24 protein-coding genes are annotated in these 25,240 nt (G+C 63.8%); 13 read left to right on the top strand and 11 right to left on the bottom strand.

Annotated elements, in window-relative coordinates; translation table 11 throughout:
• Both AB7F49_RS25455 and AB7F49_RS25450 read left to right on the top strand, forming a co-directional pair.
• Nucleotides 1–753 carry a Sua5/YciO/YrdC/YwlC family protein gene (locus AB7F49_RS25455; RefSeq protein WP_428527597.1) on the top strand — a complete coding sequence of 251 codons (753 nt, stop codon included), beginning with the start codon at nucleotides 1–3 and terminating at the stop codon, nucleotides 751–753.
• Nucleotides 754–770: 17 nt separating this feature from the next.
• A complete protein-coding gene (locus tag AB7F49_RS25450) occupies nucleotides 771–1,433 on the top strand; it encodes a GntR family transcriptional regulator (RefSeq protein WP_428527595.1) in 663 nt (220 codons plus the stop codon).
• Between the two features lie 35 nt (nucleotides 1,434–1,468).
• Here AB7F49_RS25450 and leuD read toward each other — a convergent pair whose 3' ends face one another.
• From leuD to AB7F49_RS25435, 3 genes are read right to left on the bottom strand one after another with little or no spacing between them, the layout of a single operon-like run.
• Nucleotides 1,469–2,173, bottom strand: coding sequence for a 3-isopropylmalate dehydratase small subunit (gene leuD / locus AB7F49_RS25445; RefSeq protein ID WP_428527593.1), 705 nt, complete (start codon nucleotides 2,171–2,173; stop codon nucleotides 1,469–1,471).
• A 10-nt stretch (nucleotides 2,174–2,183) separates the two neighbouring features.
• Nucleotides 2,184–3,596 carry a 3-isopropylmalate dehydratase large subunit gene (gene leuC / locus AB7F49_RS25440; protein WP_428527591.1) on the bottom strand — a complete coding sequence of 471 codons (1,413 nt, stop codon included), beginning with the start codon at nucleotides 3,594–3,596 and terminating at the stop codon, nucleotides 2,184–2,186.
• Nucleotides 3,593–4,489 (bottom strand): isocitrate lyase/PEP mutase family protein, encoded by an 897-nt coding sequence (locus AB7F49_RS25435; RefSeq protein ID WP_428527589.1) that lies wholly within the window; start codon nucleotides 4,487–4,489, stop codon nucleotides 3,593–3,595. The genes leuC and AB7F49_RS25435 overlap by 4 nt, the downstream gene beginning before the upstream one ends.
• A 199-nt stretch (nucleotides 4,490–4,688) precedes the next feature.
• Between AB7F49_RS25435 and AB7F49_RS25430 the strand changes: the two genes are divergently transcribed.
• From AB7F49_RS25430 to AB7F49_RS25420, 3 genes are all read left to right on the top strand, one after another.
• The gene (locus AB7F49_RS25430) at nucleotides 4,689–5,669 is read left to right on the top strand and encodes a Bug family tripartite tricarboxylate transporter substrate binding protein (RefSeq protein ID WP_428527587.1); all 981 of its coding nucleotides are present in this window, start codon (nucleotides 4,689–4,691) and stop codon (nucleotides 5,667–5,669) included.
• Nucleotides 5,670–5,743: 74 nt separating this feature from the next.
• Nucleotides 5,744–8,062 carry a CoA transferase gene (locus AB7F49_RS25425; RefSeq protein WP_428527585.1) on the top strand — a complete coding sequence of 773 codons (2,319 nt, stop codon included), beginning with the start codon at nucleotides 5,744–5,746 and terminating at the stop codon, nucleotides 8,060–8,062.
• A gap of 3 nt (nucleotides 8,063–8,065) precedes the next feature.
• Nucleotides 8,066–9,049 (top strand): NADPH:quinone oxidoreductase family protein, encoded by a 984-nt coding sequence (locus AB7F49_RS25420; RefSeq protein ID WP_428527584.1) that lies wholly within the window; start codon nucleotides 8,066–8,068, stop codon nucleotides 9,047–9,049.
• On the opposite strand, the gene AB7F49_RS25415 is transcribed toward AB7F49_RS25420, so the two are convergent.
• Genes AB7F49_RS25415 through AB7F49_RS25400 form a run of 4 tightly spaced genes read right to left on the bottom strand, consistent with a single transcriptional unit; the run spans nucleotide 9,046 to nucleotide 11,904 of the window.
• Nucleotides 9,046–9,513 carry a MaoC family dehydratase gene (locus tag AB7F49_RS25415; RefSeq protein WP_428527582.1) on the bottom strand — a complete coding sequence of 156 codons (468 nt, stop codon included), beginning with the start codon at nucleotides 9,511–9,513 and terminating at the stop codon, nucleotides 9,046–9,048. The two genes, AB7F49_RS25420 and AB7F49_RS25415, sit on opposite strands and share 4 nt — an antisense overlap.
• Nucleotides 9,514–9,521: 8 nt before the next feature.
• Nucleotides 9,522–10,673: an acyl-CoA dehydrogenase family protein gene (locus tag AB7F49_RS25410; RefSeq protein WP_428527580.1), complete on the bottom strand. Its 1,152-nt coding sequence runs from the start codon at nucleotides 10,671–10,673 to the stop codon at nucleotides 9,522–9,524.
• On the bottom strand, nucleotides 10,670–11,176 hold the full coding sequence (locus AB7F49_RS25405; protein WP_428527578.1) for a MaoC family dehydratase: 507 nt from the start codon (nucleotides 11,174–11,176) through the stop codon (nucleotides 10,670–10,672). Before AB7F49_RS25405 ends, AB7F49_RS25410 begins: the two co-directional genes overlap by 4 nt.
• Nucleotides 11,173–11,904: a GntR family transcriptional regulator gene (locus tag AB7F49_RS25400; protein WP_428527576.1), complete on the bottom strand. Its 732-nt coding sequence runs from the start codon at nucleotides 11,902–11,904 to the stop codon at nucleotides 11,173–11,175. The genes AB7F49_RS25405 and AB7F49_RS25400 overlap by 4 nt, the downstream gene beginning before the upstream one ends.
• Before the next feature lie 175 nt (nucleotides 11,905–12,079).
• On the opposite strand from AB7F49_RS25400, the gene AB7F49_RS25395 reads away from it, so the two are divergent.
• From AB7F49_RS25395 to AB7F49_RS25385, 3 genes are all read left to right on the top strand, one after another.
• Nucleotides 12,080–13,303 (top strand): CaiB/BaiF CoA transferase family protein, encoded by a 1,224-nt coding sequence (locus AB7F49_RS25395; RefSeq protein WP_428527574.1) that lies wholly within the window; start codon nucleotides 12,080–12,082, stop codon nucleotides 13,301–13,303.
• Between the two features lie 11 nt (nucleotides 13,304–13,314).
• Entirely contained in the window at nucleotides 13,315–14,232 is a 918-nt protein-coding gene (locus AB7F49_RS25390; protein ID WP_428527573.1) for an HpcH/HpaI aldolase/citrate lyase family protein, read from the top strand.
• A 223-nt stretch (nucleotides 14,233–14,455) separates the two neighbouring features.
• On the top strand, nucleotides 14,456–15,838 hold the full coding sequence (locus tag AB7F49_RS25385; protein WP_428527572.1) for an MmgE/PrpD family protein: 1,383 nt from the start codon (nucleotides 14,456–14,458) through the stop codon (nucleotides 15,836–15,838).
• 39 nt (nucleotides 15,839–15,877) lie between these two features.
• Here AB7F49_RS25385 and AB7F49_RS25380 read toward each other — a convergent pair whose 3' ends face one another.
• Genes AB7F49_RS25380 through AB7F49_RS25370 form a run of 3 tightly spaced genes read right to left on the bottom strand, consistent with a single transcriptional unit; the run spans nucleotide 15,878 to nucleotide 18,905 of the window.
• Nucleotides 15,878–17,401 (bottom strand): tripartite tricarboxylate transporter permease, encoded by a 1,524-nt coding sequence (locus tag AB7F49_RS25380; RefSeq protein ID WP_428527570.1) that lies wholly within the window; start codon nucleotides 17,399–17,401, stop codon nucleotides 15,878–15,880.
• Nucleotides 17,402–17,407: 6 nt separating this feature from the next.
• Nucleotides 17,408–17,911, bottom strand: a complete 504-nt coding sequence (locus tag AB7F49_RS25375) for a tripartite tricarboxylate transporter TctB family protein (protein ID WP_428527569.1) — start codon at nucleotides 17,909–17,911, stop codon at nucleotides 17,408–17,410.
• Nucleotides 17,912–17,927: 16 nt separating this feature from the next.
• Nucleotides 17,928–18,905, bottom strand: coding sequence for a tripartite tricarboxylate transporter substrate binding protein (locus tag AB7F49_RS25370; RefSeq protein WP_428527567.1), 978 nt, complete (start codon nucleotides 18,903–18,905; stop codon nucleotides 17,928–17,930).
• Between the two features lie 175 nt (nucleotides 18,906–19,080).
• On the opposite strand from AB7F49_RS25370, the gene AB7F49_RS25365 reads away from it, so the two are divergent.
• The 5 genes from AB7F49_RS25365 to AB7F49_RS25345 all read left to right on the top strand — a co-directional run bounded on the left by AB7F49_RS25365 (nucleotide 19,081) and on the right by AB7F49_RS25345 (nucleotide 23,609).
• Nucleotides 19,081–19,746 (top strand): CerR family C-terminal domain-containing protein, encoded by a 666-nt coding sequence (locus AB7F49_RS25365; RefSeq protein ID WP_428527565.1) that lies wholly within the window; start codon nucleotides 19,081–19,083, stop codon nucleotides 19,744–19,746.
• Nucleotides 19,743–21,152: a class II aldolase/adducin family protein gene (locus tag AB7F49_RS25360; RefSeq protein WP_428527563.1), complete on the top strand. Its 1,410-nt coding sequence runs from the start codon at nucleotides 19,743–19,745 to the stop codon at nucleotides 21,150–21,152. Before AB7F49_RS25365 ends, AB7F49_RS25360 begins: the two co-directional genes overlap by 4 nt.
• 15 nt (nucleotides 21,153–21,167) lie before the next feature.
• Nucleotides 21,168–21,353, top strand: coding sequence for a hypothetical protein (locus AB7F49_RS25355; RefSeq protein ID WP_428527561.1), 186 nt, complete (start codon nucleotides 21,168–21,170; stop codon nucleotides 21,351–21,353).
• Nucleotides 21,350–22,765, top strand: a complete 1,416-nt coding sequence (locus AB7F49_RS25350) for an amidase (RefSeq protein WP_428527559.1) — start codon at nucleotides 21,350–21,352, stop codon at nucleotides 22,763–22,765. The genes AB7F49_RS25355 and AB7F49_RS25350 overlap by 4 nt, the downstream gene beginning before the upstream one ends.
• 181 nt (nucleotides 22,766–22,946) lie before the next feature.
• Nucleotides 22,947–23,609, top strand: coding sequence for a helix-turn-helix domain-containing protein (locus AB7F49_RS25345; RefSeq protein ID WP_428527558.1), 663 nt, complete (start codon nucleotides 22,947–22,949; stop codon nucleotides 23,607–23,609).
• A gap of 117 nt (nucleotides 23,610–23,726) precedes the next feature.
• Here AB7F49_RS25345 and glnT read toward each other — a convergent pair whose 3' ends face one another.
• Complete coding sequence (gene glnT / locus AB7F49_RS25340; protein ID WP_428527556.1) at nucleotides 23,727–25,028, bottom strand: type III glutamate--ammonia ligase; 1,302 nt, start codon at nucleotides 25,026–25,028, stop codon at nucleotides 23,727–23,729.
• Nucleotides 25,029–25,240 lie beyond the last annotated feature (212 nt).

Below are 25,240 nucleotides of genomic sequence, written 5' to 3'. Positions count from 1 at the left end.
ATGGCGGACTTGACGCCGCTTCCTGAACTGAGTGCCAAGAGCATGCTGAAGCCGGAGCCGGGGGTCCCCGCGCTGATCGATTACGAAGGCGACGCACGACGCGTCTTCGACGTCGTGGCCAATGGCGGTACCGCGATCATGCCGGTGACCACGGGCTACGCGTTGCTTGGATCGAGCCGCGAATCGGTAATGGGCATCTTCAACAACAAGCGGCGTGCGCCGACCAAGGTCACCGCCTTGTGCGGAAGCATGGAAGTGTTCGAGGCGGTACAGGTCGTTGACGACGAGCCGCGCCGCGTGATCGACAGCATCACCCGGTTTTTCCGGCTGCCGCTTGGGGTGATCGCGCCGGTGCGGCTCGACCATCCGATCTTCCGCGATGTGCACGACGACATCCTCGCGCAGAGCCGCCGCGACGGCACGATGCTGACACTCATCAATGGCGGCGCGCTGGCCGATAACATCGCGCATCTCAGTTTGAAACATAATGTCGCGATGTTCGGCTCGTCCGCCAATCTGTCAACCAAGGGGACCAAGTTTCGGCTGGAGGATGTCGAGCCGGAGATTCGCGCCATGGCCGATATCGAGATCGACTATGGCCCAGTGCTGTGGAACGCCTACGGCAAGTCCTCCACCATCATCGACTTCCGCGATTATACGGTGGTGCGGGTCGGCATCGCCTATGAGCAGATCGACCACATCCTGAAGAAGCATTTTTCAATCGCGCTCAAGCCGCCCGCGCCTGTGCAGTGATGCAGGAGTTGTGAGACATGGCGCCGCTCGCCCGCTCGGCTCCGGGACTGGCCGTCAACACCGTCGCCGACTACATCAAGAACGGCATCCGGGCGGGAAAGTTGGCGCCCGGCCAGCGGCTCGTCGCCTCGGAACTCGCCGCCGATCTTGAAGTGAGCCTCGGTGTGGTGCGTGAAGCGCTCAGCCTGCTGGACGGCGCCGGACTGATCGAATTGTTGCCCAATCGCGGCGCGCAGATCAGGCCGCTGTCGCGCGACGATGTGCGACAGATTTTCGAGCTTCGTGAAGCGCTGGAGGGACAGGCGGCGGCGCTCGCGGCCCGCAATCTGCAGGGCATGAAGGCGCGTCAGACCCTGATGGATGCGTTCAAGAAGGCGGACAAGGCCGCCGCGACCGGCGATGTCGTTGGCTACCGGTCGACCAATGCGGCGTTCCATCAAACCATCCTGGCGCTCGCCAACAATCCGCGGCTGCTGGAAATGGCGTCCGAACTCACCGTGCCGATCTACCAGTTGCAGCTCAGCATGCTGCTGAACGACGGCGAACTGAAGACCGCAGCGAACGGCCATCGCCGCATCGTCGATGCGATCTTTGCCGGCGATGAAGACAGGGCGCGCGCCGAGATGCAGCAGCATGTGCGGGTTTCGGGCGCGGTGATGATGCGGCTGGTGGAGGGGTAGAGCGTCCGCGTTCCTGCGAGATCGTGTATGCCCACTCATTCTCGCGAAAGCGGGAATCCAGGCTCTTCGCGCCGGGTCCGCGACTTCGCGGGGACGAGCGGATCGTTGCTCTGCCGCTCGAATACCGCCTCCCACACCCACGGCCGCTTGATGCGATCCTGCTGCTGGAACGCGGCAATGTCGTCAAGCGACAGCAGCGTCTGGCCGAGTTGGTCGAGACCTTCCAGCAGCGCCTGACGCCGCGACGGATCGATCTCGAACGGGATGGTCGCGCCGTCCGGCGCCACGATCGCGCAACGTTCCAGATCGACCGTGAGGATGACCGGCTGCTCGCCACGCAGCAGCGCGATTAGGTTGTCATAGGGCACAGGCGGCAGCGCGATCGGCAGCAACCCGTTGCGCAGACAATTGGCGAAAAAGATTTCTCCGAAGCTTCTCGCGATGATGGCGCGGATGCCCATCTGGTCGAGCGCCACGACGGCGGGCTCGCGCGAGGAGCCGCAGCCGAAATTGCTGCCGGCGATCAGGATCGGGCTGCCGCGATACGGTTTGCGGTTGAGTACGAAGTCCGGGTTTTCGCTGCCGTCAGGCCGGAAGCGGATCGCCTCGAAGGCAATGCTGCCGAACTTCGCGCGAGGCGTGGAGACGCAATGCTCGATCGGGATGATGAGATCGGTGTTGACGTCGTCCAGCAGCAGCGGCGCCGCCGGCCCGGTGACCATGGTGAACTTGCGGGTCATGGTTTGCGATTCATGGCGTGAGCTTGCGCGGATCGGTGATCGCGCCGGTAAGCGCGCTGGCCGCCGCAACCGCGGGGCTGGCGAGATGGGTGCGACTGCCGGGCCCCTGCCGCCCGACGAAGTTGCGGTTGGTGGTGGAGATCGAGCGCTCGCCGCGTGCGACCGTGTCGCCATTCACCGCCGAGCACATCGAGCAGCCGGATTCCCGCCACGCGAAGCCGGCGTCCTTGAACACGCGGTCGAGGCCGTCGCGTTCGGCGATGCGCTTGACCGCGGTCGAGCCGGGCACGACCCAGGCGCGCACGCCTTCCGCGACCTTGCGGCCGCGCACGATATCGGCGGCGATCTTCAGATCGCTGAGGCGCCCGTTGGTGCAGGAGCCGATGAAGACGTGCTGCACCGGCAGACCGTCGAGCGGCTGATTGGGTTCGAGGCCCATGTAATCCAGCGTGTCTGCCATCGCCGCGCGCGTCTTCGCTTCGGTGGCCCTATCGGGATCGGGGACGCGCCCGTCGATCGGCAGAACCTGATCGACGCTGGTGCCCCAGGTCACCTGCGGACTCAATTCGGAAAGGTCCATCGACAGGTCGCGGTCGAAACTCGCATCGTCGTCGCTGCGCAATTCGCGCCAGGCCGCCACCGCGTCGTCCCACAGCGCACCGGACGGTGCATAGGGCCGGCCGCACAGATAATCGGTGGTAACGGTATCGGGTGCGATGATCCCGGTCCGAGAACCCAGCTCGACCGCCATATTGCACAGCGTCAGCCGGGCTTCTATGAGCATGGCCTGAACGGCCGAACCACAGAATTCCACTGCATATCCGGCACCGGCGCCGGCGCCGAACCTGCCAATCACTGCCAGGATCACATCCTTTGCGAACACCGCATCCGGCAGCGCGCCGTCGAGCCGGATGCGCATCGACTTCGGTTTGGCCTGCACGATGGTCTGGGTCGCAAGGATATGAAGCGCGTCGGTCTGGCCGACGCCCCAGGCCAGCGCGCCAAGCGCGCCGTGCGTGCAGGTGTGGCTGTCGGTGCACAGGAAGGTGGTGCCCGGCAGCGTGAGCCCGAGCTCCGGGCCGATCACATGCACGATGCCCTGGTCGGAATCGCCGATGTCGAAATGCCGAATGCCCGCTTCACGCATCAGGTCGCGCATCTCGAACACATAGGTGCGGCTTTTTGCGTCGACATGATGCTCGCGCCCGCTCGCGGTCGAGACCGCATGATCCGTGACGGCGAAGTTCAGCGCAGGCGACAGCATGGTCAGGCCGCGCCTGCGCAGATCGGGGATCGCGATGGTGCCACTCAGGTCGTGCAGGAAGAAGCGGTCGACATGGATCAGGTCTTCCGCGGCCGAGAGCGGTTTGACCACGTGCTGCGACCAGAGCTTGTCGAGCAATGTCTGCGGCTGATGCGTCATTCGCGGCTCGTGTCGCCCGGCAGGGCGTAGCGGCGTTCGAATGCCCACATCTCGGGAAAGCCTGTCAGCGTGTGTCCGGCGTCGGTAGCGAGCGGCGGCCCGGAGAGCGAGGCCGACACCGAACCGCTGCGAAGGCCTTTGAATACGGCTTGAATCGCACCTGCCGACGCGAGCCAGGCGATGCTCGGATAGATCGCGAAGGCGAAGCCCATGTCCGCGAGCACCGCCGCGGGCAGCAACGGGGTCTTCCCGCCGGGCACGACATTCACCATCATCGGAATGTCCGCGTGTCGGCCGAGCCGCGCGAGTTGCGCTTCGGTTTCTGGCGCATCGACGAACAGGATGTCGGCGCCGGCCTTGGCGTAGGCGTCGCACCGACGCAACGCCGCGTCGAAGCCTTCCGGCGCGATCGCGTCGGTGCGCGCGACGATCATCATGCCGTCCGCATTGCGATGATCGACCGCGACCCTGATCCGCTGCGTCATGTCCGCGATCGGCGCCACCTGCTTGCCCTGGGTGTGACCGCAGCGGCGCGGCGCTTCCTGATCGTCGATCTGCATGGCGGATGCGCCGGCGCGTTCATAGTCCATCACCGCACGCCGGAGATTGCCGAGACTTCCGAAGCCGGAATCGGCATCGGCGATCAGCGGGAGCGACGTGCAGCGCCGTATGATGGTAATGCGGTCGACGAATTCGGACGCGGTGGCGAGGCCCATATCCGGGAGGCCCAAGGTAGCGTGCAGCCCGTAGCCGGTGAGGTAGATGGCTTCGAACCCGGCCTGCCGGGCGGCCAGGGCCGTGATCCCGTCATAGACGCCGGGCACGTCGAAAAATCGCCGCCGTGACAGCAGGTGGCGGAGCGAGGCAGGCGGTTCGGCTTGCTGCCGGCTCAAAGTATTGCCTCCTCGCGGTCGGAAGGGTATGATCTTAGGAAGATATATTAAGCAGGATGAGCCTGGTCAATTCGAACAAATGTCCGGTCATTCCCCCCAAAATTGAACCCGGCGACGCCCTTGTCGGAAATTGTCCGGTCATTTAAGGTTTGCTCACCCGATGCGCAACGACGCAAATATGGGAACAGGGAGGGATGTGATGAAGTTGTTTTTGCGCGCTATGCGGTCGGCGGCCGTAGTCTCGTCCGTGATTGTCGGTCTGACTGCTGCTGCTGCTGCGCAAAATTTTCCGACCCGCCCCATCACATTCATCGTGCCGTTTCCACCCGGCGGCGTGATCGACACCACCGCGCGTATCATCGAAGCCGATCTGGCCAAGGAACTCGGCCAGCCGGTCGTGATCGAGAACAAGGGCGGCAGCGGCGGCAATCTCGGGACCAACATGGTTGCGCGCGCGCAACCGGACGGCCACACCCTGCTGATGGTTCCGAATGCGACGGTCGTGATGAACCCGCACACCTTCAAGAATTACCCGATAGATCCGACCAAGGATCTCGCTGGCGTCGGCATGGTGGGTGAGACCTATATCGGCCTGGTCGTACAGGCGAATTCTCCTTTCAATACGGTTCAGGACATCATCGCGGCAGCGAAGGCCAAGCCGGGTGAACTGACCTATGCGCATATCGGCCCGGGCTCGGCGCACAACATCGCGGGTGCGCTGCTCAACAAGAAGGCCGGGATCAACATCACGCCGGTGCCGTTCCAGGGTGCCGGCCCTGCGCTGCAGAGTCTGCTGGGCGGCCACATCACCATGAGCTATTCGACGCTGGCTGGCGTTGTGCCATATCTGGAATCCAAGCAGATGAAGCTGATCGCACTGGTCGAGCCGGCGCGTATCAAGTCGATGCCGAACGCGGGGACGATCAACGAGGTGGTGCCGGGAGTCGAGGTCACGTCGTGGCTCGGTGTGTTCACGACCGGCGGCACGCCGAAGCCGATCGTCGATCGGCTCAACGCGGCCTTGAACAAGGTGCTGGCTATACCGTCCGTGCAGCAGAAGCTCGATCGCATCGGCGTCGTCCCCATGACCGGAACCGCAGCGGAATTCGACAAGCGAGTCCAGGCCGATATCAAGTTCTGGAAGGGCGCCATCGAAGTCGCAGGCATCACGCCGCAATAAGTAGGCGCGCTGCGGAGTGGACAATGGCCCGGCGCGGGGTTGTGCGGTGGTGCGAACGGGTGGACCGGTCGTAAGTGGATCACGTTGCAGACGCACTCAATGACGTGATCGTAACCGAGGAGATCACGTCCGCGATGCCCTTTTGGGCGGTGCTGGCGATCGGTCTCACGGGGCGACTTGCGGCGGATTTCGGTGCACGCGTCGTCCGGCTGTGCGATGGCGATCCGCTGGCGGCCACGGATTCCGAATCAGACCGCAAGAATCATGCGTCGCATCTGCGCGCGCTCCGTGGCTTTTTATGCCACGGGAAGGAGCATATCGACCTTGCCACTCGCGAACGCATCGCCGAACGCGATCCTCCGCACCGCATCCATGTACGGCTGTGTTACGATGGCGATGCCGACGAGGTGAGCAGGTTTGCGGATGCCCAACCGGTCGCAATGTCGGGCAAGGCGGTCGCGTTCGCGGGGGACGTTGCCGGTCAGGGCAAATCGCAAAATCCGGCCAGCGAATTCACCATCGCAGCGAGGAGCGGGTTGCTGGATATCGTCGGGCGCTCGGATGCGCGACCGCTGAAGCTTGGGGGTCACCAGATTTCATACGCCACCGGCCTTTCCGGATTCCTCGCCGCGGTCGCGCTGCTGCGCAGCGACGATCTGGACCGGGCTGAAGTCTCGGCGCTCGGGACCGCGCTGTGGACCAATTGGAAGTCGCTTGCAGCGGCAGCGCAGGGTCGGCCGGTTCCGCGTCGCTCGGCTGAAAGCGGCAAGTGGCGCACCGCGCCCTGTGCCGACGGACATGTGGCGTTGGTATATTTCGACCGCGACTGGCCGGTGATCGGCAAGATGACGGGCGACCTGGCAATTCAGACTGTCGCAGCGGGCCGCGGCTGGACCGATCGCGCCAAACTTGCGGAACTAGAACGGCGGCTCGAAGCCTGGACGCTCGACCATACGCGCGCAGAAGTCGCAGCCGCATCGAAATCGTACGGTCTGGCGATGGGTGCGGTGTGGACTCCAGCGGAATTGGTGACGGATCCTCAGTATCAAGCGCGCAACTTCTTTGTTTCAGCGGAAAGCGACGGGACGGGCGCGGCGGTTCGCCCGCGGCTGCCGGTTATCGCCACTGCGCAGGGCGGCGCGGCCATGGTTCCATCACGCCGAGCCGCGATGCGAGGTGCTGGTCCGCTCGCCGGCATTCGCGTGATTGATCTGGGCATACTGACCGCGGGTGCCAGCACCTCGGCGATCCTCGCCGACCTCGGCGCCGACGTCATCAAGGTCGAGTCACCCACCTATCTCGATCCGTTTCGCGGTACACCGGGCACGAGCCGCGCCGAAGGATGGTGGAACAATTCCGATGCGTTCAAAAGCACCAACCGAAACAAGCGCGGCATCTGCCTCGACTTGAAATCTGCGAAAGGCCGCGAGATTTTCCTTCGGCTTGCCGCGCAGTCCGATGTCGTGGTCGAGAATTTCAGACGCGGAGTGATGCAGAAGCTTGGGCTTGGCTATTACAATTTGCGCGCTGCGAATGGCAGCATCATTCTCGCATCGGTATCGAGCCAGGGTGAGAGCGGTCCTGATGCCGGGAATATCTCGTTTGGATCGACGCTGGAGGCAACCTCCGGTCTTGCGGCCATGACCGCCTATGAGGATGGTGTGCCGCTTGTCACCGGGATGCATTTGAATTATCCCGATCAGGTGGGCTCGGTCTTTGCCGCCGCGGCAATTGTTGCTGCGTTGCGCGCGGCGCACAAGACAGGGACAGGCGCGCACCTCGATATCTCGCAGCGCGAACTCGCGACCTATCTTCTCGGCGAGGAGATCATGGCGGCGGATCGCAGCAGCGGAGCCGTCGGCAGTTTCGGCAATGCGTCGCCGCACATTCTCCTTCAGGATGTGTTTCAGTCGAAGGACGGCTGGGTGGCCGTCACTATTCCGGATGGATCGCGGCTGTCGCGTGCTCTTGATATTTCGGGTCATCCCCTGGCGGGCACCAATCGGCAAGACATCAACGACAGCAAGCGAGCGCTGAGCGAATGGATGTCCAGCCGGACCGCAGATGCAGTCTGCAAAGTCCTGCGTGAAAATAGAATTGCCGCCGAAAGGGTTCTTGATGGGAAGGCAGCTCTGCATCTTGCGCGTGAGATTGCGGGCGGTGCGATCTGTCCGCTCGCATATTCCCCCTCCGGCGACATCGTCAAGGGCTTTCCGCTCCACTTTCCGCAGCGCCCCGTCGCGGTCGCGTGCGCGGCGCCTGACCTCGGACAGCATACCGATGTGGTCTTGCGAGACATTCTCGGGCTGTCGTCGGATGCAATCGAAGAGCTTGCGCGGGACAATGTGATCGGAACGCGGCCTGCATCGCCAAACGCCTCCCGGCTGGATTGACGCATGAAAGCGGTTCGATGTCACCGATGGGGCGGACCCGAAGTTCTTGCCGTCGAGGACATCGATGCGCGTGCGCCCGGACCGGGTGAAGTCCGCATCCGCGTCGAGGCGAGCGCGGTCAACTTCACCGATACGCTGATCGTTGCCGGCAAGTATCAATTCAAGCCGAAGCTTCCCCACATTCCGGGTCATGAACTCGCGGGTATCGTGGTTGAAATTGGAAAGGGCGTAATCCAATGCGCGGTCGGCGACCGCGTGATGGCCTCGGCGCGGCAGGGTGGCGGCTTCGCCGAGGAATATGTCGCGCCGGCCGACAAGGTCTATCGTATTCCCAACAACATGAGCTTCGAGGCGGCGGCGGGCTTCATTATCGGTCATGGCACCGCATGGTTTGCGCTGAAACATCGCGGCGCATTGCAAGCAGGCGAAACGCTGCTAATCAACGGGGCTGCCGGCGGCGTCGGGATCGCCGCGATCCAGGCCGGCAAGGCGCTGGGCGCTCGAGTCATTGCCTGTGCGTCGACGCCAGACAAGATCGCGCTGGCGGCATCCCACGGCGCCGATTGCTGCATCAATTACACGATGGAGAGCGTACGCGATGCGGCGATGACGTTCACCGGCGACAGGGGCGTCGACGTGGTGTTCGACCCGGTCGGCGGCGACGCCTTCATGCAAGCGATGCGCGCGGCTGGCTGGCGGGCACGCATGCTGATCGTCGGCTTCGCGTCTGGCACCTGGCAGCAGATACCGGCGAACCTCATCCTGGTGAAGAACATCGCGGTCATGAGTTCGCTCTGGGGCGCGGAGTTGGAGCGCGATCCGGCACTCGGGAGGGCGGTGCTGAACGAAGCGCTAGACCTCTATCGCGAGGGCCTGCTGAAGCCGTTGCCGGGAAAGTCCTACGCGCTGGAGCATGCGCCCGATGCGCTGCGCGACATGACAAACCGCAATGTCCTCGGCAAAAGTGTCGTGCTGCCGCGGAGCTAGGCCGGGCGGCGCTTCATCAGCACGCGCCGTTCGGCCTCGAATACCACTTTGTCATCCTGATTGAGACCGGTATGGCGGAATCGCACGATCCCGGCATCCTGGCGGCCGCTATCCTGCCGGTCCAGTACTTCGCTGAATGCGTAGAGCGTATCTCCGTGGACCACCGGATGCTTCAGCCGCAGGCGGGTGATCGACAATTCTGCGATCGCGTTTTCCGCGGTGTCCTGCGCCGCCAGACCGATCACGATCGAGGCGGTAACGCCGCCGAACACGATACGCGTGCCGAACGGCGTCTGCTTCATCAGATGTTCGTTGAAATGGCCATCGGCTGTATTCATCACGAGGTTGGTGATGAACTGGTTTTCGAGAGCCTCCACGGTTTTGCCGCGGCTGTGACGGATCACGAGGCCGGGCGTGAAATCCTCGAAGTAATTGTGCGATCCGGTCAGGGCTGCGTCGGTCATGGTGAGGATCAGGCGAGCAGGCGGTCGGAGATAATACGGAGCTGAATCTCCGAGGTGCCCTCGAAAATCTTGGTCAGCCGCGCGTCGCGCCAGAACCGCTCGACCGGATGAAGCTGCGTATAGCCGGCGCCTCCAAGCACCTGCAACGCATCGGACGTGACGCGCTCCGCCATCTCGCTGGCGAGGTATTTCACCATCGAAGCTTCCTTGTCGCTGCGGCGGCCGGTATCGACGCAGTCGCAGACATAATACATGAGCTGGCGCGCGGCCTCGATTTCGGTTGCCATCTTCGCAAGCTTGAAGCGGATTCCCTGGAAGTCGGAGACCGGCTTGCCGAACTGTACGCGCTCCTTTGCGTATGCGACGGCGGTATCGAGCGCGCCGGAAGCGCAGCCAATTGCGCGCGCCGCGGTATGCGCGCGCGCCTTTTCGAGTTCGCTCGAGATCAGATAGAAGCCCTTGCCTTCCTTGCCCATCAGGGAATCGACAGGAATGCGGAAGTCGTCGAAGGCGAGTTCGAAAGTCTTCATGCCGAAATAGCCGATTTTCGGGATGGCATTGCCTTGCATCCCTTTCGGAAAGCGGCCGCGCGGCTTCTCGAACATGAAGCAGGAAATGCCTTCGTGACGCCGCTTCGGATTGGAAGGCTCGGAGGTACGCGCCATCAGGATCATGAAATCGGCGCCGTCGGCGAAGGTGCACCAGTATTTGTTGCCGTTGATGACCCAGCTCTCGCCGTCGCGGCGGGCGCGGCAGGCGATGCCGGAGACGTCAGACCCGACATCGGGTTCGGAGATTGAGACGCAGCCGATGAAATCGCCGCGCGCCATGCGCGGAAGATAATTGCGCCGCTGTTCCTCGGTCATCACCGGCATGCCGATCAGGCCGTTGGCACGCGCCATAATGCTGGCGACACTCATCCACGCCTTCGAAAGCTCTTCGGCGACAATACAATATTCAAAGCAGCCGAGACCCAATCCGCCATATTCCTCCGGAATCAGGATGCCGAAATAACCCATTTCCGCCATCTTCTCCCGCAGCTCCATCGGGATGTCGCCCTTCTCGGGATCGAGCCGGTTGGCGACCGGCATCACCTCGCGCATCGCGAATTCGCGCGCGCTGTCCATGATGAGCCTTCGTTCTTCCGTCAGGTAGGTCATCTAAACCGTTCTTTCCGCACCAGATTCGTCCGCCTGAAATCCACCACCTGCGCCTTGCGCTGGTTGAATCCGCGGGTATGCCAGGTGACGATGCCGTGGCGCTCGTCGCTCTTGCTTTCCCGGCAATCCACCACTTCGCTCGACGCGGTCAGCGTGTCGCCGGGATAGACAGGCTCGTAGAAGGTCAGATCCTCGATACCGAGGAACATGCCTCCGGCCTCGCTCAGGTCCTGTACGCTCAATCCGAACACCGTGTTGAACACCAGCATCGGACAGACCACGACATCCGGGTGCCCCTCGGCGCGGGCGAATTCCGCATTGAAATAGCGCGGGTTGTAATGCAGCGTCAGCGTCGTGAAAATCGTGTTGTCGGCGTGCGTGATGGTTCGGCCCCAGTGATGCACGAAGACGCGGCCGCGCGTGAATTCCTCGAACGAATGCCCCTTGCGCCAAAGCACGGCTCGCGCGCGCAGCGCCTCCGCATCGCCTCCTGCGCCGTTCATGCGCCCGCCTGCCGCAGCAACTGCGTCTTCATGGTGAAGCGGTCGGCCGGATAGAGGCTGATCGCGATCTGATACAGTTCATCGGCCGGATCGAAATAGCGGCGCAGCACGAACAGCCCCGGACTGCCGGCGTCGCAATCCAGTTCGGCGGCATGCTTGGCGTCGATCGCAACCGCGCTGATTTCCTGTTCGAGCCGCGTCGGCATCACGCCGAAATGTTTCTCCAGCAGCGTGAATATCCCGGAGGTCTGCTCGGTCACGTGCCTGCGCACGTCGGCATATTTCCTTGCAACGAAAATCTCGGTCCAGCACAGCTTGATGTTGCGTTTGACATGCCAGCGCAAGCCCGCGAAGCGCAGCCAGCTTTCGCCGGACTTGCAGCCAAGCAGGTCGGCGAGTCCTTCGCGCACCACAATCAAACCTTCGGACTTGCGGTCCAGCCGTGTGTCCTGCGCCGCATCGAACAGGCGGCCGAGGGTGTCGATTTCCTGGACGAACAGGGTCGGGTCCTGACGGCCGCAGACAATGGTGCCGGCGCCGCGTCGCCGCTTGAGAAGGCCGCGCGACTGCAATTCCCGGATGGCCTCGCGCACGGTCTGGCGACTCACGCCGAACCGATCGCACAACTCATTTTCGGGAGGGAACTTGTCCCCCGCCGCGTAGCGTCCTGACATGATTTCGTCAGTTAAAGTGCGGCGTATCTGCTGATAAAGGGTTGGCGACGACATGCCTGCTGCCCCGGCGAACCGAACCGGTTCCTGAATGTCCGAACATTTGTTCGCATGCAATACGCCGCAACGCAACGGCTTTGTGCGCAAATGTACGTACAATTCTCTTGACCGGTCGACGGTTCGGTGATGGGTGTGCAGCCAGTGCGGCGCCCAGCATAGGGGCATGGGACCAATGACCGAGCGGAGAGGGGGCGCCCTGGAAGGCATCCGGATCATCGACCTGACCCAGATGCTGGCCGGCCCGTTCTGCACCCAGATGCTCGCGGACCACGGCGCCGACGTCATCAAGGTCGAGCCGCCGCAGGGCGACTCGTCGCGAGGACTCGGACCCTTCCGCGCCGACGACGAGACGCGACGGATCGGCGGCTATCACGCCTCGGTCAACCGCAACAAGAAAAGCATCGTCATCGACCTGAAGGCGGAGGAAGGCCGTGCGCTGCTGCGCCGCCTCGTTCGCAGCGCCGATGTGGTCGTGGAGAACTACCGGGCACGCGTCATGGACCGGCTCGGCCTGTCCTATGAATCGCTGTCCGAGGACCATCCGGCTCTGGTCTATGCGGCGATCCGCGGCTTCGGCGATCCGCGTACTGGAGAAAGCCCGTATGTCGACTGGCCGGCCTTCGACGTGGTGGCGCAGGCGATGGGCGGGCTGATGGGGATCACCGGCCCCGATGCGAAAACGCCGATCAAGGTCGGGCCGGGGCTGGGCGACATCATCCCCGGCGCCTTTGCGGCGACCGGCATCCTGGCCGCTTTGCTGCGCGCGAAGATGACCGGCAAGGGACAGTTCGTCGACATCTGCATGGTGGATGTGGTGCTGTCGGTCTGCGAACGCATCGTGCACCAGAACAGCTATGCTGGCGTGGTGTCGGGTCCGGAAGGCAACCAGCATCCGATCCTGACGCCGTTCGGCGTGTTCCCGGCGTCCGACGGTTTCGTCAGCATCGGCGCGCCGACCGACGAATGGTGGCAGAAGATCTGCCGGCTGATCGGCCGCGACGATCTCCTCGCCGATGAAACGCTCGCCACCAACGCATCGCGCACGACAAATCGCGAACGCGTCATCGCCATTGTCGAGGACTTCACGCGCACCCGCACAAAGAAGGAATTGCTGGAGATATTCGGCGGCAGGATTCCCTTCGGTCCGGTCTACGACATCGCCGATATCGTGCAGGATCCGCATTTCGCCATGCGCGAGATGATCGTGGAAACCACCGACCCGACCACCGCCGCGCCGGTGCGGCTCGCGGGCGTGCCGATCAAGTTCACGGAAACGCCGGGCCGGGTCTGGTCCGGTCCGGCGCTGCCCGGCCAGCATACCGACGAGGTGCTGTGCGCGGCCGGGTTCGCGACCGACGAGATCGCGGACCTGCGCCGCCGCAAGATCGTTCAGTAGGAAGCATGACGATGCAGACCAAGCGTCCCCGTCGCCCGCGCCGCGTCCAGCTTTCGGTGCCTGGTTCAAGCGACAAGATGATGGCCAAGGCGGCGGCGAGCCGCGCCGACCATGTGTTTCTCGATCTGGAGGACGCGGTCGCACCGAGCGCGAAGGAAGCCGCTCGCAAACAAATCGTCCTGGCGCTGAAGGAGCTTGACTGGACCGGCAAGACCCGCTGCGTGCGGATCAACGATCTCACCACCAAATACGCCTATCGCGACATCATCGAGGTGGTGGAGGGCGCAGGCTCCCATCTCGATACCATCATGATGACCAAGGTCACGTCGGCGTTCGACATTCAGTTTGCCGCGACGCTGCTCAGCCAGATCGAACGCACCATCGGGCTCGAGCGCGAGATCGGCATCGAGGTGCTGATCGAGGAGGTCGAGGGCGTGCAGAATGTCGAGGCGATCGCGCAGGCGAGCCCGCGGGTGGAATCGCTGATCCTCGGCATGGGCGACCTGTCCGCCGCGATGGGGATCGATCTCGGCTTTGTCGGCAGCGCCGCCAATCCCTATCCCGGCGACATCTGGCATTATGCGCGGGCGCGGCTCTGCATGGCCGCTCGTGGCGCGAAGATCGATGCGATCGACGGTCCCTTTCCGAACTTCAAGGATATCGAGGGCTACAAGCGCGAGGCGATCGAAGCGCTGGCGCTCGGCTTCGTCGGCAAATGGGCGATCCATCCGGCGCAGATCGAGCCGGCGCTTGAGATTTTCTCGCCGAAGCCGGAAGACGTGGCGCGGGCGCGCAAGCTGCGCGATGCGTTTCTGGAGGCCGAAGCCAGGGGGCTTGGCGCCGCGCAGATCGACGGCCAGATGGTCGATATCGCCTCGCTGCGCATTCTGAAGAATACGCTGGAGCGCGCCGAATTGTTCGGGATGTAGGAAACTGGAGGGGTGCGGTTATGGCGTGTCGCGACGGACTCACTTCACCTCTCCCGTTGGGAGTGGTCGGATCGCGCGCAAGCGCGATCCGGGTGAGGGGTTGCGGACGATCGAGAGGCCTTAAACTCCCGTCCCAACCCTCTCCCTAGGGAGAGGGAGCGCAGTCCCGCTTGTGGTTAGCACCTGGACCAGCGGGTCCATTTGACACGTGTCGGAGAGGCAGATGTTGCAGGTTGTGAAGCAGGCGCAGGGCGGCGTCCCGGACGCGGTGACGCGCGCTGTCGTCGATGAACTGGCCGCGCGCCGGATCGAGCAATATCCCGCCGATATCGTCGAACTGGCGAAGCAATGCGTCATCGACTTCATTGCGGTCACGCTGGCCGGCACGCGCGAAAGCGGTGCGCAGGCCGTTGCGGAAGAGCTGCTAGACGGGCGCGATGGCGTCGGGCCGGTCACGCTGATCGGCCTTGCCCAGCGGGCGTCGGCACTCGATGCGGCCCTGATCAACGGCATGGCCGCGCACGCGCTCGACTATGACGACGTCAGCCTGCCGATGTCGGCGCATGCCAGCGTCGTCATTCTGCCGGCCTTGCTTGCGCTCGCCGAGAAACGGAAATCATCCGGCCTCCAGGTTCTCGAATCCTTCGTCGCCGGCTATGAAGCGGGAGCCCGCATCGGCATGTATATGGCGCCGACCCATTACGACAGCGGCTTCCACGGCACCGGCACGATCGGAACTTTCGCGGCTGCCGCGGCCTGCTCGCACCTGATGCGGCTCGATGCCGACCGGACCGAACGCGCGATCGGCATCGCGGCGGCGCAGGCGGCCGGCATCCGGTCGATGTTCGGCACCGATTGCAAGCCGCTGCATGCCGGCAAGGGCGCCTTCAACGGGCTGTTCGCGGCGCTGCTGGCAGCGCGCGGTTTCACCTCAGCGACCGGATCGGTCGAATGCGCCAACGGATTCGCCGCGACCCATGCCGGTGCCCGCGACGGAGCCGAAGCCTTCGCGTCGCCGCCGGGCGGCTTCTTCCTGCGGCAGAATCTCTTCAAGTATCACGCCGCCTGCTACATGACGCATGCGGCAGCGAACGCGATCGCGCAGACCATGAACTCCCATGCGCTGTCGCCCGATGCGGTCGAGCGCATCGTGGTCACCGCCGACCAGTCGCTGAACAGTGTCTGCAACATCGCCGATCCGGATACCGGGCTCGGCATGAAGTTCAGTCTGCGGACGGTTGCGGCGCTGGCGATGCTGGGGCGTGACACCAGCGCATTGTCGAGCTTTACCGATGGCGCGGCTGGTGAACCGGACATCGCGAGGGCGCGCGAGAAAATCGAGGTCGAACTGGCGGATATCCGCCCGATCACCCGCACCGGCATCCGGCTGATCGCGACCGACGGTCGCGCGATCGAAGCCGAGCATGATTCCGGCAAGCCGGAAACCGATCTCGGCGTTCAGAGAGCGCGACTTCAGGGCAAATTCCGGGCGCTGGCCGGCGAGGTTCTGGGTGCCGATCGCGCCGATCAATTGCTTGCACAGATCGACACGCTGGATCGGCAACCGGACATGTCCGTCGCGATGCGGTTTGCGTCAGCGTCGTAGCCGTCTCCTGAGGATGAATGGCCCAGACGGCCGGCGCTTTCAGTTCGATACGGCTTCGCCCGCAGCGTCCTCGGCTTTCTGCCAGGGCTTGAAACGCTGGGGCAGCAAGGCCATCACCACCAGCACGAGCAGCACGCCGAACAGGGTCAGCGCGAACGGCCGGTCCAGAAAAATCTGATAGGAGCCGCCGGACATCGCGAGCGATTGCCGGACCGACAATTCGAGCATCGGGGCGAGCACCAGTCCGAGGGCGACCGGCGCCACGTCATAATCGAACTTGCGCAGGACGTATCCGACAGCGCCCGCAATGATCGTCACCCATACATCGACGATGTTGTTCTGCACGCAATAGACCCCGACCAGGCACAGGCAGATGATGCAGGGATAAAGATACGCATAGGGGATGCGCAGCAGGTTGACGAACAGGCTGATCATCGGAAGGTTCAGAATCAGCAAGACGACATTGCCGATATACATGCTGGCGATCACCCCCCAGAACAATTGCGGCTGCTCCTGAATGAGGTTGGGGCCCGGCACGATGCCATGGATGATCAGCGCCGCGAGCATCACTGCGGTGATCGGACTGGTTGGAAGCCCGAGCGCGAGCATCGGGACGAAGGCACCGGTGGCGGCGGCATTGTTGGCCGATTCCGGTCCGGCGACGCCCTCGATGGCGCCATGCCCGAACCGCTCCGGATGTCGCGACAGCCGCTTCTCCATTCCATAGGACAGGAACGACGAAATCACATGCGCCGATCCCGGGATGATGCCGATCAGGAAACCGAGCACGCTGCCGCGCGCGATCGGCCCGGCACTTTGCCGCAGGTCGCTTCTGCTCGGCATCAATTCGCGGAATTTCGGCGCGCGCGGCTTTTGATCGGCGCTTTTCGTGGACGTGATCAGGATTTCCGACAGTCCGAACAGGCCCACCGCCACCGGGACGATTCCGACGCCGTCGCCGAGCGCGACGATGCCGAAGGTGAAGCGGGTATGGCCGGTCATCGCATCGATCCCGATCATGCCGAGCAGCAGACCCAGGATCGCCATTGCCAGCATCTTCAGCATCGAATTCGTGCTCATATAGGCGAGCAGGAAAATTCCGAGCAACAGCAGTGCCGCGAATTCCGGCGGCCCGAAGCGCAGCGCGAATTCCGACAGGATCGGCGCGAGAAACATCAGTCCGATGATGCCGAGCGTGCCGGCGATGAAAGAGCCGATTGCCGCGATCGCGAGCGCGGGACCGGCGCGGCCCTGCTGCGTCATCGCGTAGCCGTCGACGCAGGTCATGACCGAAGCGGCTTCGCCGGGAATGCGCATCAGGATCGAGGTGGTCGACCCGCCATACATCGCGCCGTAATAGACCCCCGACAGCAGAATGATCCCGACGATCGGGTTGAGGCCGAAGGTGACGGGTAGAAGCAGGCTGATGCCGGCGAGCGGGCCCACGCCGGGCAGCATGCCGACCAGCGTACCGATGACACAGCCGGCGAAGGCATAGATCAGGACCGACGGCGTCAGCCCGACCGAAAAGCCCATCGCCAGATTCTGCAGCGCGTCCGGCATGGGCGATCAAAAACCCCAGACGCTGCGCGGCAATTGCACCTCGAGCAGATCGAAGAAGATGAAATAGGAGACCAGCGGAAAGCCGGCCGCGGTCAGCAATACGCCGGTGATCGGCCGGCGTTCGATCACGCCCAGCAGGAATACCAGCAGCGCCGCGAGCGTGAGCCGGTAACCGAGCCGCTCGAACATCAGGGCAGCCATGGCGCAGGCGCCGAGAATGACCAGGGCGCGTGGTGCCTCGCCCCAGCCGAGATCGTTCAGCCGCGCGGCCTGTCCGCCGAACAGCGTGATCAGGGCGGTCACCACCAAGAACGCAGTCGCCAGCAGGAGTGGCAGGAAGCCCGCGCCGGGTTCGGTCACGCTGCCGATCGGGTAGGCGCGGTTCTGCCACAGGACGAACAGCGCCAGCGCGAACAGCAGCGCGCCGGACAGCCGGTCGCTGCTGATCGAGGTGAGCCGGCCGATCATGCGGTCCGGCACGGCGCCGCCGGTTGAGCGGCGCGATGGCACGCGGCAGGTATGCCGGTCACTTTCCGTCGACCTTGCCGATCTGCCGGATCGCGTTTTCCAGCATCTTGCTGTCGGCCGCGATGAACTTGCGGAAGTCCTCGCCCTCGCGGAAATCGACCGGGACCTGGAGATTCTTCAGCGCGTTCTGGAAGTCGTCGGATGCGACCGCGGCGCGGATCGCGCTCGATATCTGCTTTCTGGTGTCGTCCGGCACGCCCTTCGGCACGAACACCCCCGACCAGACGTAGAATTCGGCATCGTAGCCGAGTTCCTTCAGCGTCGGCGCATCCGGGAAGGCGGGATGGCGCTTGGTGCCCCAGCTCGCGAGTACCCGCAGCTTGTCCGACTTCACATGCGGGACTGCCATGGAGGGCGGCGACGCCCACATGCCGGCATTGCCGCCCAGCACCATGGTCATGGCCGGCCCGCCGCCGACCGCCGGGACCTGCCGCATCTTGACGCCCGCGGCATTGAGGAAAATCTCCATCGGCACATGCGAGGGACCGTAAAGACCGGAATGCGAATAGGTGATTTCGCCCGGACGCTTCTTGGCGTCATCGACCAGTTCCTTCACCGATTTCCAGGGCGATGAAGCCGACACCGCGAGCACCGGAGGATCGGCGGCGAGCAGGGCGATCGGCTCGAACTGATCGACCGAATAGGCCGGCGTTCGCCCGAAGATCGCGTCGACCATCGGAATGGTGCTGAAGGATACCAGCGTGACGAGGATCGTATAGCCGTCCGGCTTGGACGCCGCCGCCGCCTGGATGCCGACCGCGCCCGATGCGCCGGGGCGATTCAGCACCACGACGGACTGCTTGAGCTGCTTCTCCAGCGCACTGGCAAGCGGGCGGGCACTCTGGTCGGCCATGCCGCCCGGCGGGAACGGCACCAGCAGCGTCACCGCGCGGGTCGGCCATTTTTCCTGCGCCTGTGCCGCCGATATGGCCGGCAGAGCCAGCGCCAACAGGAGGACCATCATCCGGCGTGTCATCGCGCAACTCCTCTTCGACTCGACGTTGCCATCTCGGATCGGGACTTCAACATCGAAACTGCGATCTGTCTTACGGTGCGAAGCCAAGGCCGGCCGTCTTGGCAATCTCAAGAGGGTAGTCTATGAATTGCCGCTGACGAAAGTCAAATTCTAATTTCAAATTGAGAATCGAAGTGTGAGCCGCGTCAGATACAACGTCGATACCCCGGAACGCATCGTGAAGGCTGCGACCAGCCTGTTTGCCAGGCAAGGCTATCGCGCGGTTGCACTGAAGGATGTGGCACGCGAAGCGCGCGTCAACGGCGCCGCGGTCAATTATCACTTCGGCGACAAGGCCGAGCTGTATCGCTCCGTCATCGACCAATGCCTGAAGCAGCGCGAGGGTGCGGCTCCGATCGACGAAGAGGGCTGGCTTCCGCTGTCGCCGGAAGAGCGCTTGCGCCGGTTCATCACGGTGATGATGGAGCAGTTGCTGAACGAGCAGCAGACCACCCTGCTGTCGCAGATCATGCTGTGGGAAGCGATCGATCCGACACGCGAATTCAAGAAAATGGTGGCGCGGCTGCCCGGGCGGCAATTGAAGGTGCTGGACAGGATCGTCGGCGACTGGGTCGACGGTGCGTTGTCGAAGCGAAAGATCCGCGCGGCCAGCATCAGCATTCTCGGCCAGTGCGTGTATTATCGTTACGGCCGCAAGATTCTTGCCTATGCGGAGAAGCGCAACCGCACCTCGCGCGCGGAAATATCGAGCATCGCCGACGAGATTTTCGCGTTCTCCGCGGCCGCGCTGCGCGGCCTCAGCGAGCAGGTCGGCGAGCGAAATTTGCGGCGGGCGATATGATCGGACACGATATCCGCGAAGATATTGCGATGGCTTGCCGTGTTCTGGCGCGGCACAGGCTGATCGATCTGTGGGGCCATGCGAGCATCCGGGTGCCGAGAAGCGATGTGATCCTCGTCACCCCGCGGTTCGGCAAGGCGTGTCTGCCGCGAAGCATCCGCGCCGAAGACATGCTGGTGACCGACATGTCGGGCACGATTGTCGAAGGCAGGGGCGAGTTGCCGCGTCAGTTTGCGGTCGATGTCGCGCTTTACCGGGAAAGCAAGGAAGCCGGTGCCTGCATCTTTGCGAGTCCGCCGACGGCGATGGCGGCCGCCATCGCGCGATACCGGCTCCAGCCGCTGACCCATATGGAAGCCGAAATCGCTTACGGAATGTCCTCATGGATATCGGAGCGGCTGGCCGACGATGCGCAGCCGGCAGCGGAGCTTGCCACCGCGATCGCGAATGCGACCGCGGTCGATCAGCCAGGCATCGGTTGCTGGACCGCAGGTGCGGATATCGTGCGCGCACTGATGAACATGTATCATCTGGAATATCTGGCGCAGGCCAATCTGGTCGGCGCGGCGCTGCCGGCCGGCAAGCTGTGCGAGCCGGAGGATTCCCGGAAGCTTTGGCGTCAGTTCGCGGGCTGGGATCACTATGTCGAGTTTTTCCACGCGCTCGATCCGGGTCCGCTGCCGCATCCCGCCGCCGATTGCGACGGGCGCGCGCAGGACAGCGAGGCGATCAAGCGCGCGGTCGCGATCAGTTGCAAGGCGCTGTGGGAACGCGACACGCTGGTCGCCTTTCTCGAACATGTGAGCCATCGGCTGCCCGAGTCGGACCGCCTGATCGTCAGCGCGGCCAAGCATTTCGGCGAGATCGGCCCCGAGGACATGTGCGTTCTCGACTACAGGGCGAACTGGCTCAACGGGCCGAAGCCGCCGGGCTTCAAATGGTTCCACGCGCAGATTCTCGATGAGCGTCGCGACGTCGAGGCCATCGTGCATACCCACGATCTTTATGGCCGCATCTACGCATTGTCGGGGCGGCGACCCGACGCCATCTGCCGCACCGGCCTGAAAGTCGGGACCGCGGACATGCCGGTCTATCCGCGCTGCGACCTGATGGTCGACGCCGATGTAAGGCGGACCGCCCTCGATCTTCTCGACAAGGGTCCGATCCTGCACGAGGCCTGTCACGGCACCGACTTTGTGGGTGCGACGCTCGAGCAGGCGCTGGTCGATTCGATCCAGCGCGAGGCGTTCCTGGCGATGGACCATACCGCAGGGCGTTTCGGCGAACCCCGGGCGATGCCAACCGATCCCGCTGCGGTTTTGGCTGCCGAAGCCTCCGCCGAAGACTGGTGGTGGTTCTACACCGCCGAAATCGGCGCACCGCGCCGCAGCGTCGCCGGTCTCTGAGGGAAAGCAACAAAGATGAAACTGTCGGAATACAGCGCCGTGTATCAGGCGAATGATGCGATCGACGCCGCTTCGCTGGAAGGCTATGCGGCAATGATCAAAGGGCTGAACGGCCTGATCATGAAAGCCGCCAATGACAGGCTCGCGATCGACGACGAGCCGGCCGATTACGAGCGCCTGATCCTGAGGCCGAAGCCGTGAGCGAGAATTTGGAACGACTGTCGCTTGTCGAGGTTGCCGATGCGCTGCGTCGCGGCGATGTGACGTCGGTCGCGGTGACCGAGCACGCGCTCGAGCGGCTGAACCGGCTCGGCCCGGTCTATAACTGTACCATGACGATCGAGACGGAGCGCGCCCTCGATCGCGCCCGCCGCCTGGACGAGGCGCGCGGCAAGGGTGTCCCCACCGGACTTCTGCATGGCGTCCCGCTCGCCCACAAGGACCTGTTCTACCGCTCCGGGAGGCGTGTCACGCTCGGCTCTCCGATTCACAAGGACGAGATCGCGCGATCGACGGCAACGGTGCTGGAGCGTCTCGATGCCGCGGGCGCGATCGATGCCGGCACGCTGCAAATGTCGGAATTCGCCTACAGCCCGACCGGCTACAACCGGCATTTCGGGCATTGCCGCAATCCCTGGAATATCGATCATGTGCCCGGCGGATCATCCAGCGGTTCGGGAGCAGCCGTCGCAGGCCGGCTGGTCTATGGAGCGCTTGGGACGGATTCGGGAGGATCGGCGCGGCATCCGGCGGCGCTGTGCGGCGTAACCGGTCTCAAGCCGACGCAGACCCGCGTCAGCCGCTCGGGAGTCGGGCCATTGTCGTTTTCGCTCGATTGCGTCAGTCCGCTTGCGCGGACCGCGCGGGATTGCGCCCGGCTTCTTGCGGTGATTGCCGGGCCTGATGACCAGGACTCAACTTCCTCGCGCGAGCCGGTCGAGCGCTATGAGGAAGCGCTGACCGGCGACATTCGCGGGATTTCGGTTGCGATACCCCGCGGCTATTACGACGAGGTCGTGACCGGCGAGGTCGCGGAGATCGTTGCAAACGCCGCTGCCGTGCTGCGCGATCTCGGGGCGGTGACGAGGGAAACCGGCTGCACCGACATGGCGCTGGTGAATGGTCTTGCGCAGGCGGTCATGGCGGTCGAGGCGGCAACCGTTCACCGCAAGTGGCTCACGACGCGGCGGGACGATTATGCCGATGTGGTACGCAGCCGCATCGAGCCGGGCCTGTTCATTCCGGCGACCCGCTATTGCGAGGCGCTGTCGATGCGCGCGACGATCACCCGGGACTATCTCGATACGACCTTCGGCGATGCCGATGTCGCGATGACGCCCGCGATCCCGATCGCGGTCCCCTCGATTGCGGAGACGACGACCGATGATCCGGCGAAAGTCGCGCAGCGACTTGGTGCGCTTACCCATTGTACGCGCGGGATCAACTATCTCGGTCTCCCGGCCATCGTGGTGCCTGCAGGCTTCACGGACAACGGCATGCCCTGCGCCTTCCAGCTGATCGGCCGCCCGTTCGGCGAGGCAACCCTGCTGAAGATCGCTGATGCGTTCCAGGGCGTCACCGACTGGCACCGCAGGATTCCCCCGACGGCGTGATCGTCACGAAAGCCGCGACAGTGGCGTATGCCATGGCGGACGTCATGGCATGGCTGCGGGCTTCCGCCGCGGGTCGCCAGACCGGCGGTTTCGCAGGTTTGCTGGCGGATCGGATCGTCGTATGGGAACATGGCGCCCGTGGTCGCCTGGCGGCCGCACTCCGAGCGCATGAGGCTGTGGTTTGAAAACATCGGGGCCAGCAAAGAGCGTCCGGCGCCGGACACCGGCTTCAGGCAAGGACGACCTGCTGACGGGATCGCGAGCGCCGCAGGATATCCCCCGGACCCTCGAATCCACCATCGGCATCGAGGTCCGCAAGCTGCGCAAGGATCTCGACCTGACGGTTGCCGATCTCGGTGCGGCAGCCGGCATTTCAGCCGGAATGCTCTCGAAAATCGAGAATGGAACGATCTCGCCCTCGCTCGGCACCCTTGAGGCGCTTGCGAAGGCGCTCAACGTGCCGATCGCCCGTCTGTTTGCCGAGACCGAGGAGCGTCGCGACTGCTCCTTCGTCAAGGCGGGCAGCGGCGTGCGAATCGAGCGGCGGGGCACCAAGGCCGGACATCTCTATGACCTGCTCGGGCACAGCCTTGCCGGGGACATCGCGGTCGAGCCCTATCTGATCACGCTCAAGAGCAACGCCAAGCCCTATACCGACTTCCGGCACAGCGGGGTTGAGTTCATCTATATGCTGACCGGCAAGGTCCGTTATCGCCACGCCGACAAGACCTATGTTCTGGAGCCGGGAGACGCGCTGTTCTTCGATGCAGCAGCCCGGCACGGACCGGAGGAGCTCATCGACGCACCGATGACCTATCTGTCGATCATCATTTATCCAAGGTGATTGTCATTCCGGGGCACGCCGTCAGGCGCGAGCCCGGGAATCCAGAGCCGCTTGCTCACTGGTTGCCGATCTGGATTCCGGGTTCGTCGCTACGCGACGTCCCGGAATGACGGCACCTCAGCAATCCAGCGTCTGCTGGCGCTCCCAGTCGGTCAGATGGCGGCAATATTCGTCCCATTCCGCTTTCTTCAGCGCAACATACGAGGCGACCACGTCCTTGCCAAAGGCATCGCCGAACAGTGAAGCGCCTTCGAGATTGCGCAGCGCATCAAGCAGGTTCAGCGGCAGCTTCTTCACGCCCTCGACGGTGTGGCCATGCGTATACATGTTGATGTCGAGCCGCTTGCCGGCATCACGCTTGCCCGCGATGCCGTCGAGCCCTGCCGCGAGAACCGCTGCCTGCAACAGATACGGATTGGCGGCGCCGTCGGCGAGCCGCAGTTCGAACCGCCCTGAATCCGGAATGCGGATCATGTGGGTGCGGTTGTTGCCGCCATAGCTGATGGTGTTGGGCGACCAGGTCGCACCCGACAAGGTGCGCGGCGCGTTGATCCGCTTGTAGGAGTTCACCGTCGGATTGGTGATTGCGCAGAGCGACGCTGCGGCATTCAGAATGCCCCCCATGAAGTGATAGCCGAGGGCCGATATTCCAAGCTCACCCGTTTCGTCCGCGAAAACGTTGTCGCCGCTCTTCGACCACGCCGAGACATGGACGTGGCACCCGTTGCCGGTCAGATTCGCGAACGGCTTCGGCATGAAGGTCGCGCGCAGACCGTGCTTCTCCGCGATCGATTTCACCATGAACTTGAAGAAGGCGTGCTTGTCGGCGGTGCTCAGCGCCGAGTCATAGTCCCAGTTCATCTCGAACTGGCCGTTGGCGTCCTCATGGTCGTTCTGATACGGCTTCCAGCCGAGTGCGATCATCGCATCGCAGATTTCCGCGACCACCTCGTAGCGGCGCATCAGCGCCTGCTGGTCGTAACAGGGCTTCGCCTGGTGATCGGCGCCGTCGGAAATCGCATTGCCATCCGGGCTGATGAGGAAATACTCGCATTCGACGCCGGTCTTCATCTCGAAGCCCTGCGCGGCGGCCTTTTCGATCACGCGCTTCAGAACCTGGCGCGGGTTCTGCGTGACATCCTTGCCGTCCATCACGAGGTCGCCGGTGACCCAGCCGACGTCCGGCTTCCACGGCAGCTGGATCAGGGTCGATTGGTCGGGAAATACCAGCACGTCGGGATCGGCCGGTGTCATGTCGAACCAGGCCGCGAAGCCTGCGAAGCCTGCGCCTGATTTCGCGACGCCGTCCATCGCCACCGCGGGGACGAGCTTCGCGCGCATCACCCCGAACAGATCGACAAACGAGACCAGGAAATACTTGATGCCGCTTTTCTTCGCCGTTTCGGACCAGCTTGCCATGACGCCCCCGTTTCCCCCGGCGTTTAGAGCGTGATCCCGAAAAGTGGGTACCGGTTTTCGGACAAGATCACGCTCGAGAAAGACTTCAATATCGTTGCTGTCCCGGAATCCAGTCGGTGCCGGCGAGCGGCACCCGCGCCATCGCCGCCGCCTCCACCGTCAGCGCCACCAGATCTTCGGGTTCGAGATTGTGCAGATGCGACTTGCCGCAG

Source organism: Pseudorhodoplanes sp. (assembly GCF_050250235.1).
In the GTDB taxonomy this organism is placed as follows: domain Bacteria; phylum Pseudomonadota; class Alphaproteobacteria; order Rhizobiales; family Xanthobacteraceae; genus Pseudorhodoplanes.
The sequence above is the reverse complement of the archived record's forward strand: the minus strand, read 5'-3'. Positions and strand labels throughout refer to the sequence as shown.

Excerpts from the sequence above, each read along its gene's own strand:
- AB7F49_RS25430 (WP_428527587.1), top strand. The coding sequence starts at position 4,689 with ATGAAGTTGTTTTTGCGCGCTATGCGGTCGGCGGCCGTAGTCTCGTCC.
- AB7F49_RS25410 (WP_428527580.1), bottom strand. The coding sequence starts at position 10,673 with ATGACCTACCTGACGGAAGAACGAAGGCTCATCATGGACAGCGCGCGC.
- glnT (WP_428527556.1), bottom strand. The coding sequence starts at position 25,028 with ATGGCAAGCTGGTCCGAAACGGCGAAGAAAAGCGGCATCAAGTATTTC.
- AB7F49_RS25450 (WP_428527595.1), top strand. The coding sequence starts at position 771 with ATGGCGCCGCTCGCCCGCTCGGCTCCGGGACTGGCCGTCAACACCGTC.
- AB7F49_RS25420 (WP_428527584.1), top strand. The coding sequence starts at position 8,066 with ATGAAAGCGGTTCGATGTCACCGATGGGGCGGACCCGAAGTTCTTGCC.
- AB7F49_RS25405 (WP_428527578.1), bottom strand. The coding sequence starts at position 11,176 with ATGAACGGCGCAGGAGGCGATGCGGAGGCGCTGCGCGCGCGAGCCGTG.
- AB7F49_RS25395 (WP_428527574.1), top strand. The coding sequence starts at position 12,080 with ATGACCGAGCGGAGAGGGGGCGCCCTGGAAGGCATCCGGATCATCGAC.
- leuD (WP_428527593.1), bottom strand. The coding sequence starts at position 2,173 with ATGACCCGCAAGTTCACCATGGTCACCGGGCCGGCGGCGCCGCTGCTG.
- AB7F49_RS25360 (WP_428527563.1), top strand. The coding sequence starts at position 19,743 with ATGATCGGACACGATATCCGCGAAGATATTGCGATGGCTTGCCGTGTT.
- AB7F49_RS25390 (WP_428527573.1), top strand. The coding sequence starts at position 13,315 with ATGCAGACCAAGCGTCCCCGTCGCCCGCGCCGCGTCCAGCTTTCGGTG.
- AB7F49_RS25415 (WP_428527582.1), bottom strand. The coding sequence starts at position 9,513 with ATGACCGACGCAGCCCTGACCGGATCGCACAATTACTTCGAGGATTTC.
- leuC (WP_428527591.1), bottom strand. The coding sequence starts at position 3,596 with ATGACGCATCAGCCGCAGACATTGCTCGACAAGCTCTGGTCGCAGCAC.
- AB7F49_RS25355 (WP_428527561.1), top strand. The coding sequence starts at position 21,168 with ATGAAACTGTCGGAATACAGCGCCGTGTATCAGGCGAATGATGCGATC.
- AB7F49_RS25380 (WP_428527570.1), bottom strand. The coding sequence starts at position 17,401 with ATGCCGGACGCGCTGCAGAATCTGGCGATGGGCTTTTCGGTCGGGCTG.
- AB7F49_RS25400 (WP_428527576.1), bottom strand. The coding sequence starts at position 11,904 with ATGTCGTCGCCAACCCTTTATCAGCAGATACGCCGCACTTTAACTGAC.
- AB7F49_RS25370 (WP_428527567.1), bottom strand. The coding sequence starts at position 18,905 with ATGACACGCCGGATGATGGTCCTCCTGTTGGCGCTGGCTCTGCCGGCC.
- AB7F49_RS25385 (WP_428527572.1), top strand. The coding sequence starts at position 14,456 with ATGTTGCAGGTTGTGAAGCAGGCGCAGGGCGGCGTCCCGGACGCGGTG.
- AB7F49_RS25455 (WP_428527597.1), top strand. The coding sequence starts at position 1 with ATGGCGGACTTGACGCCGCTTCCTGAACTGAGTGCCAAGAGCATGCTG.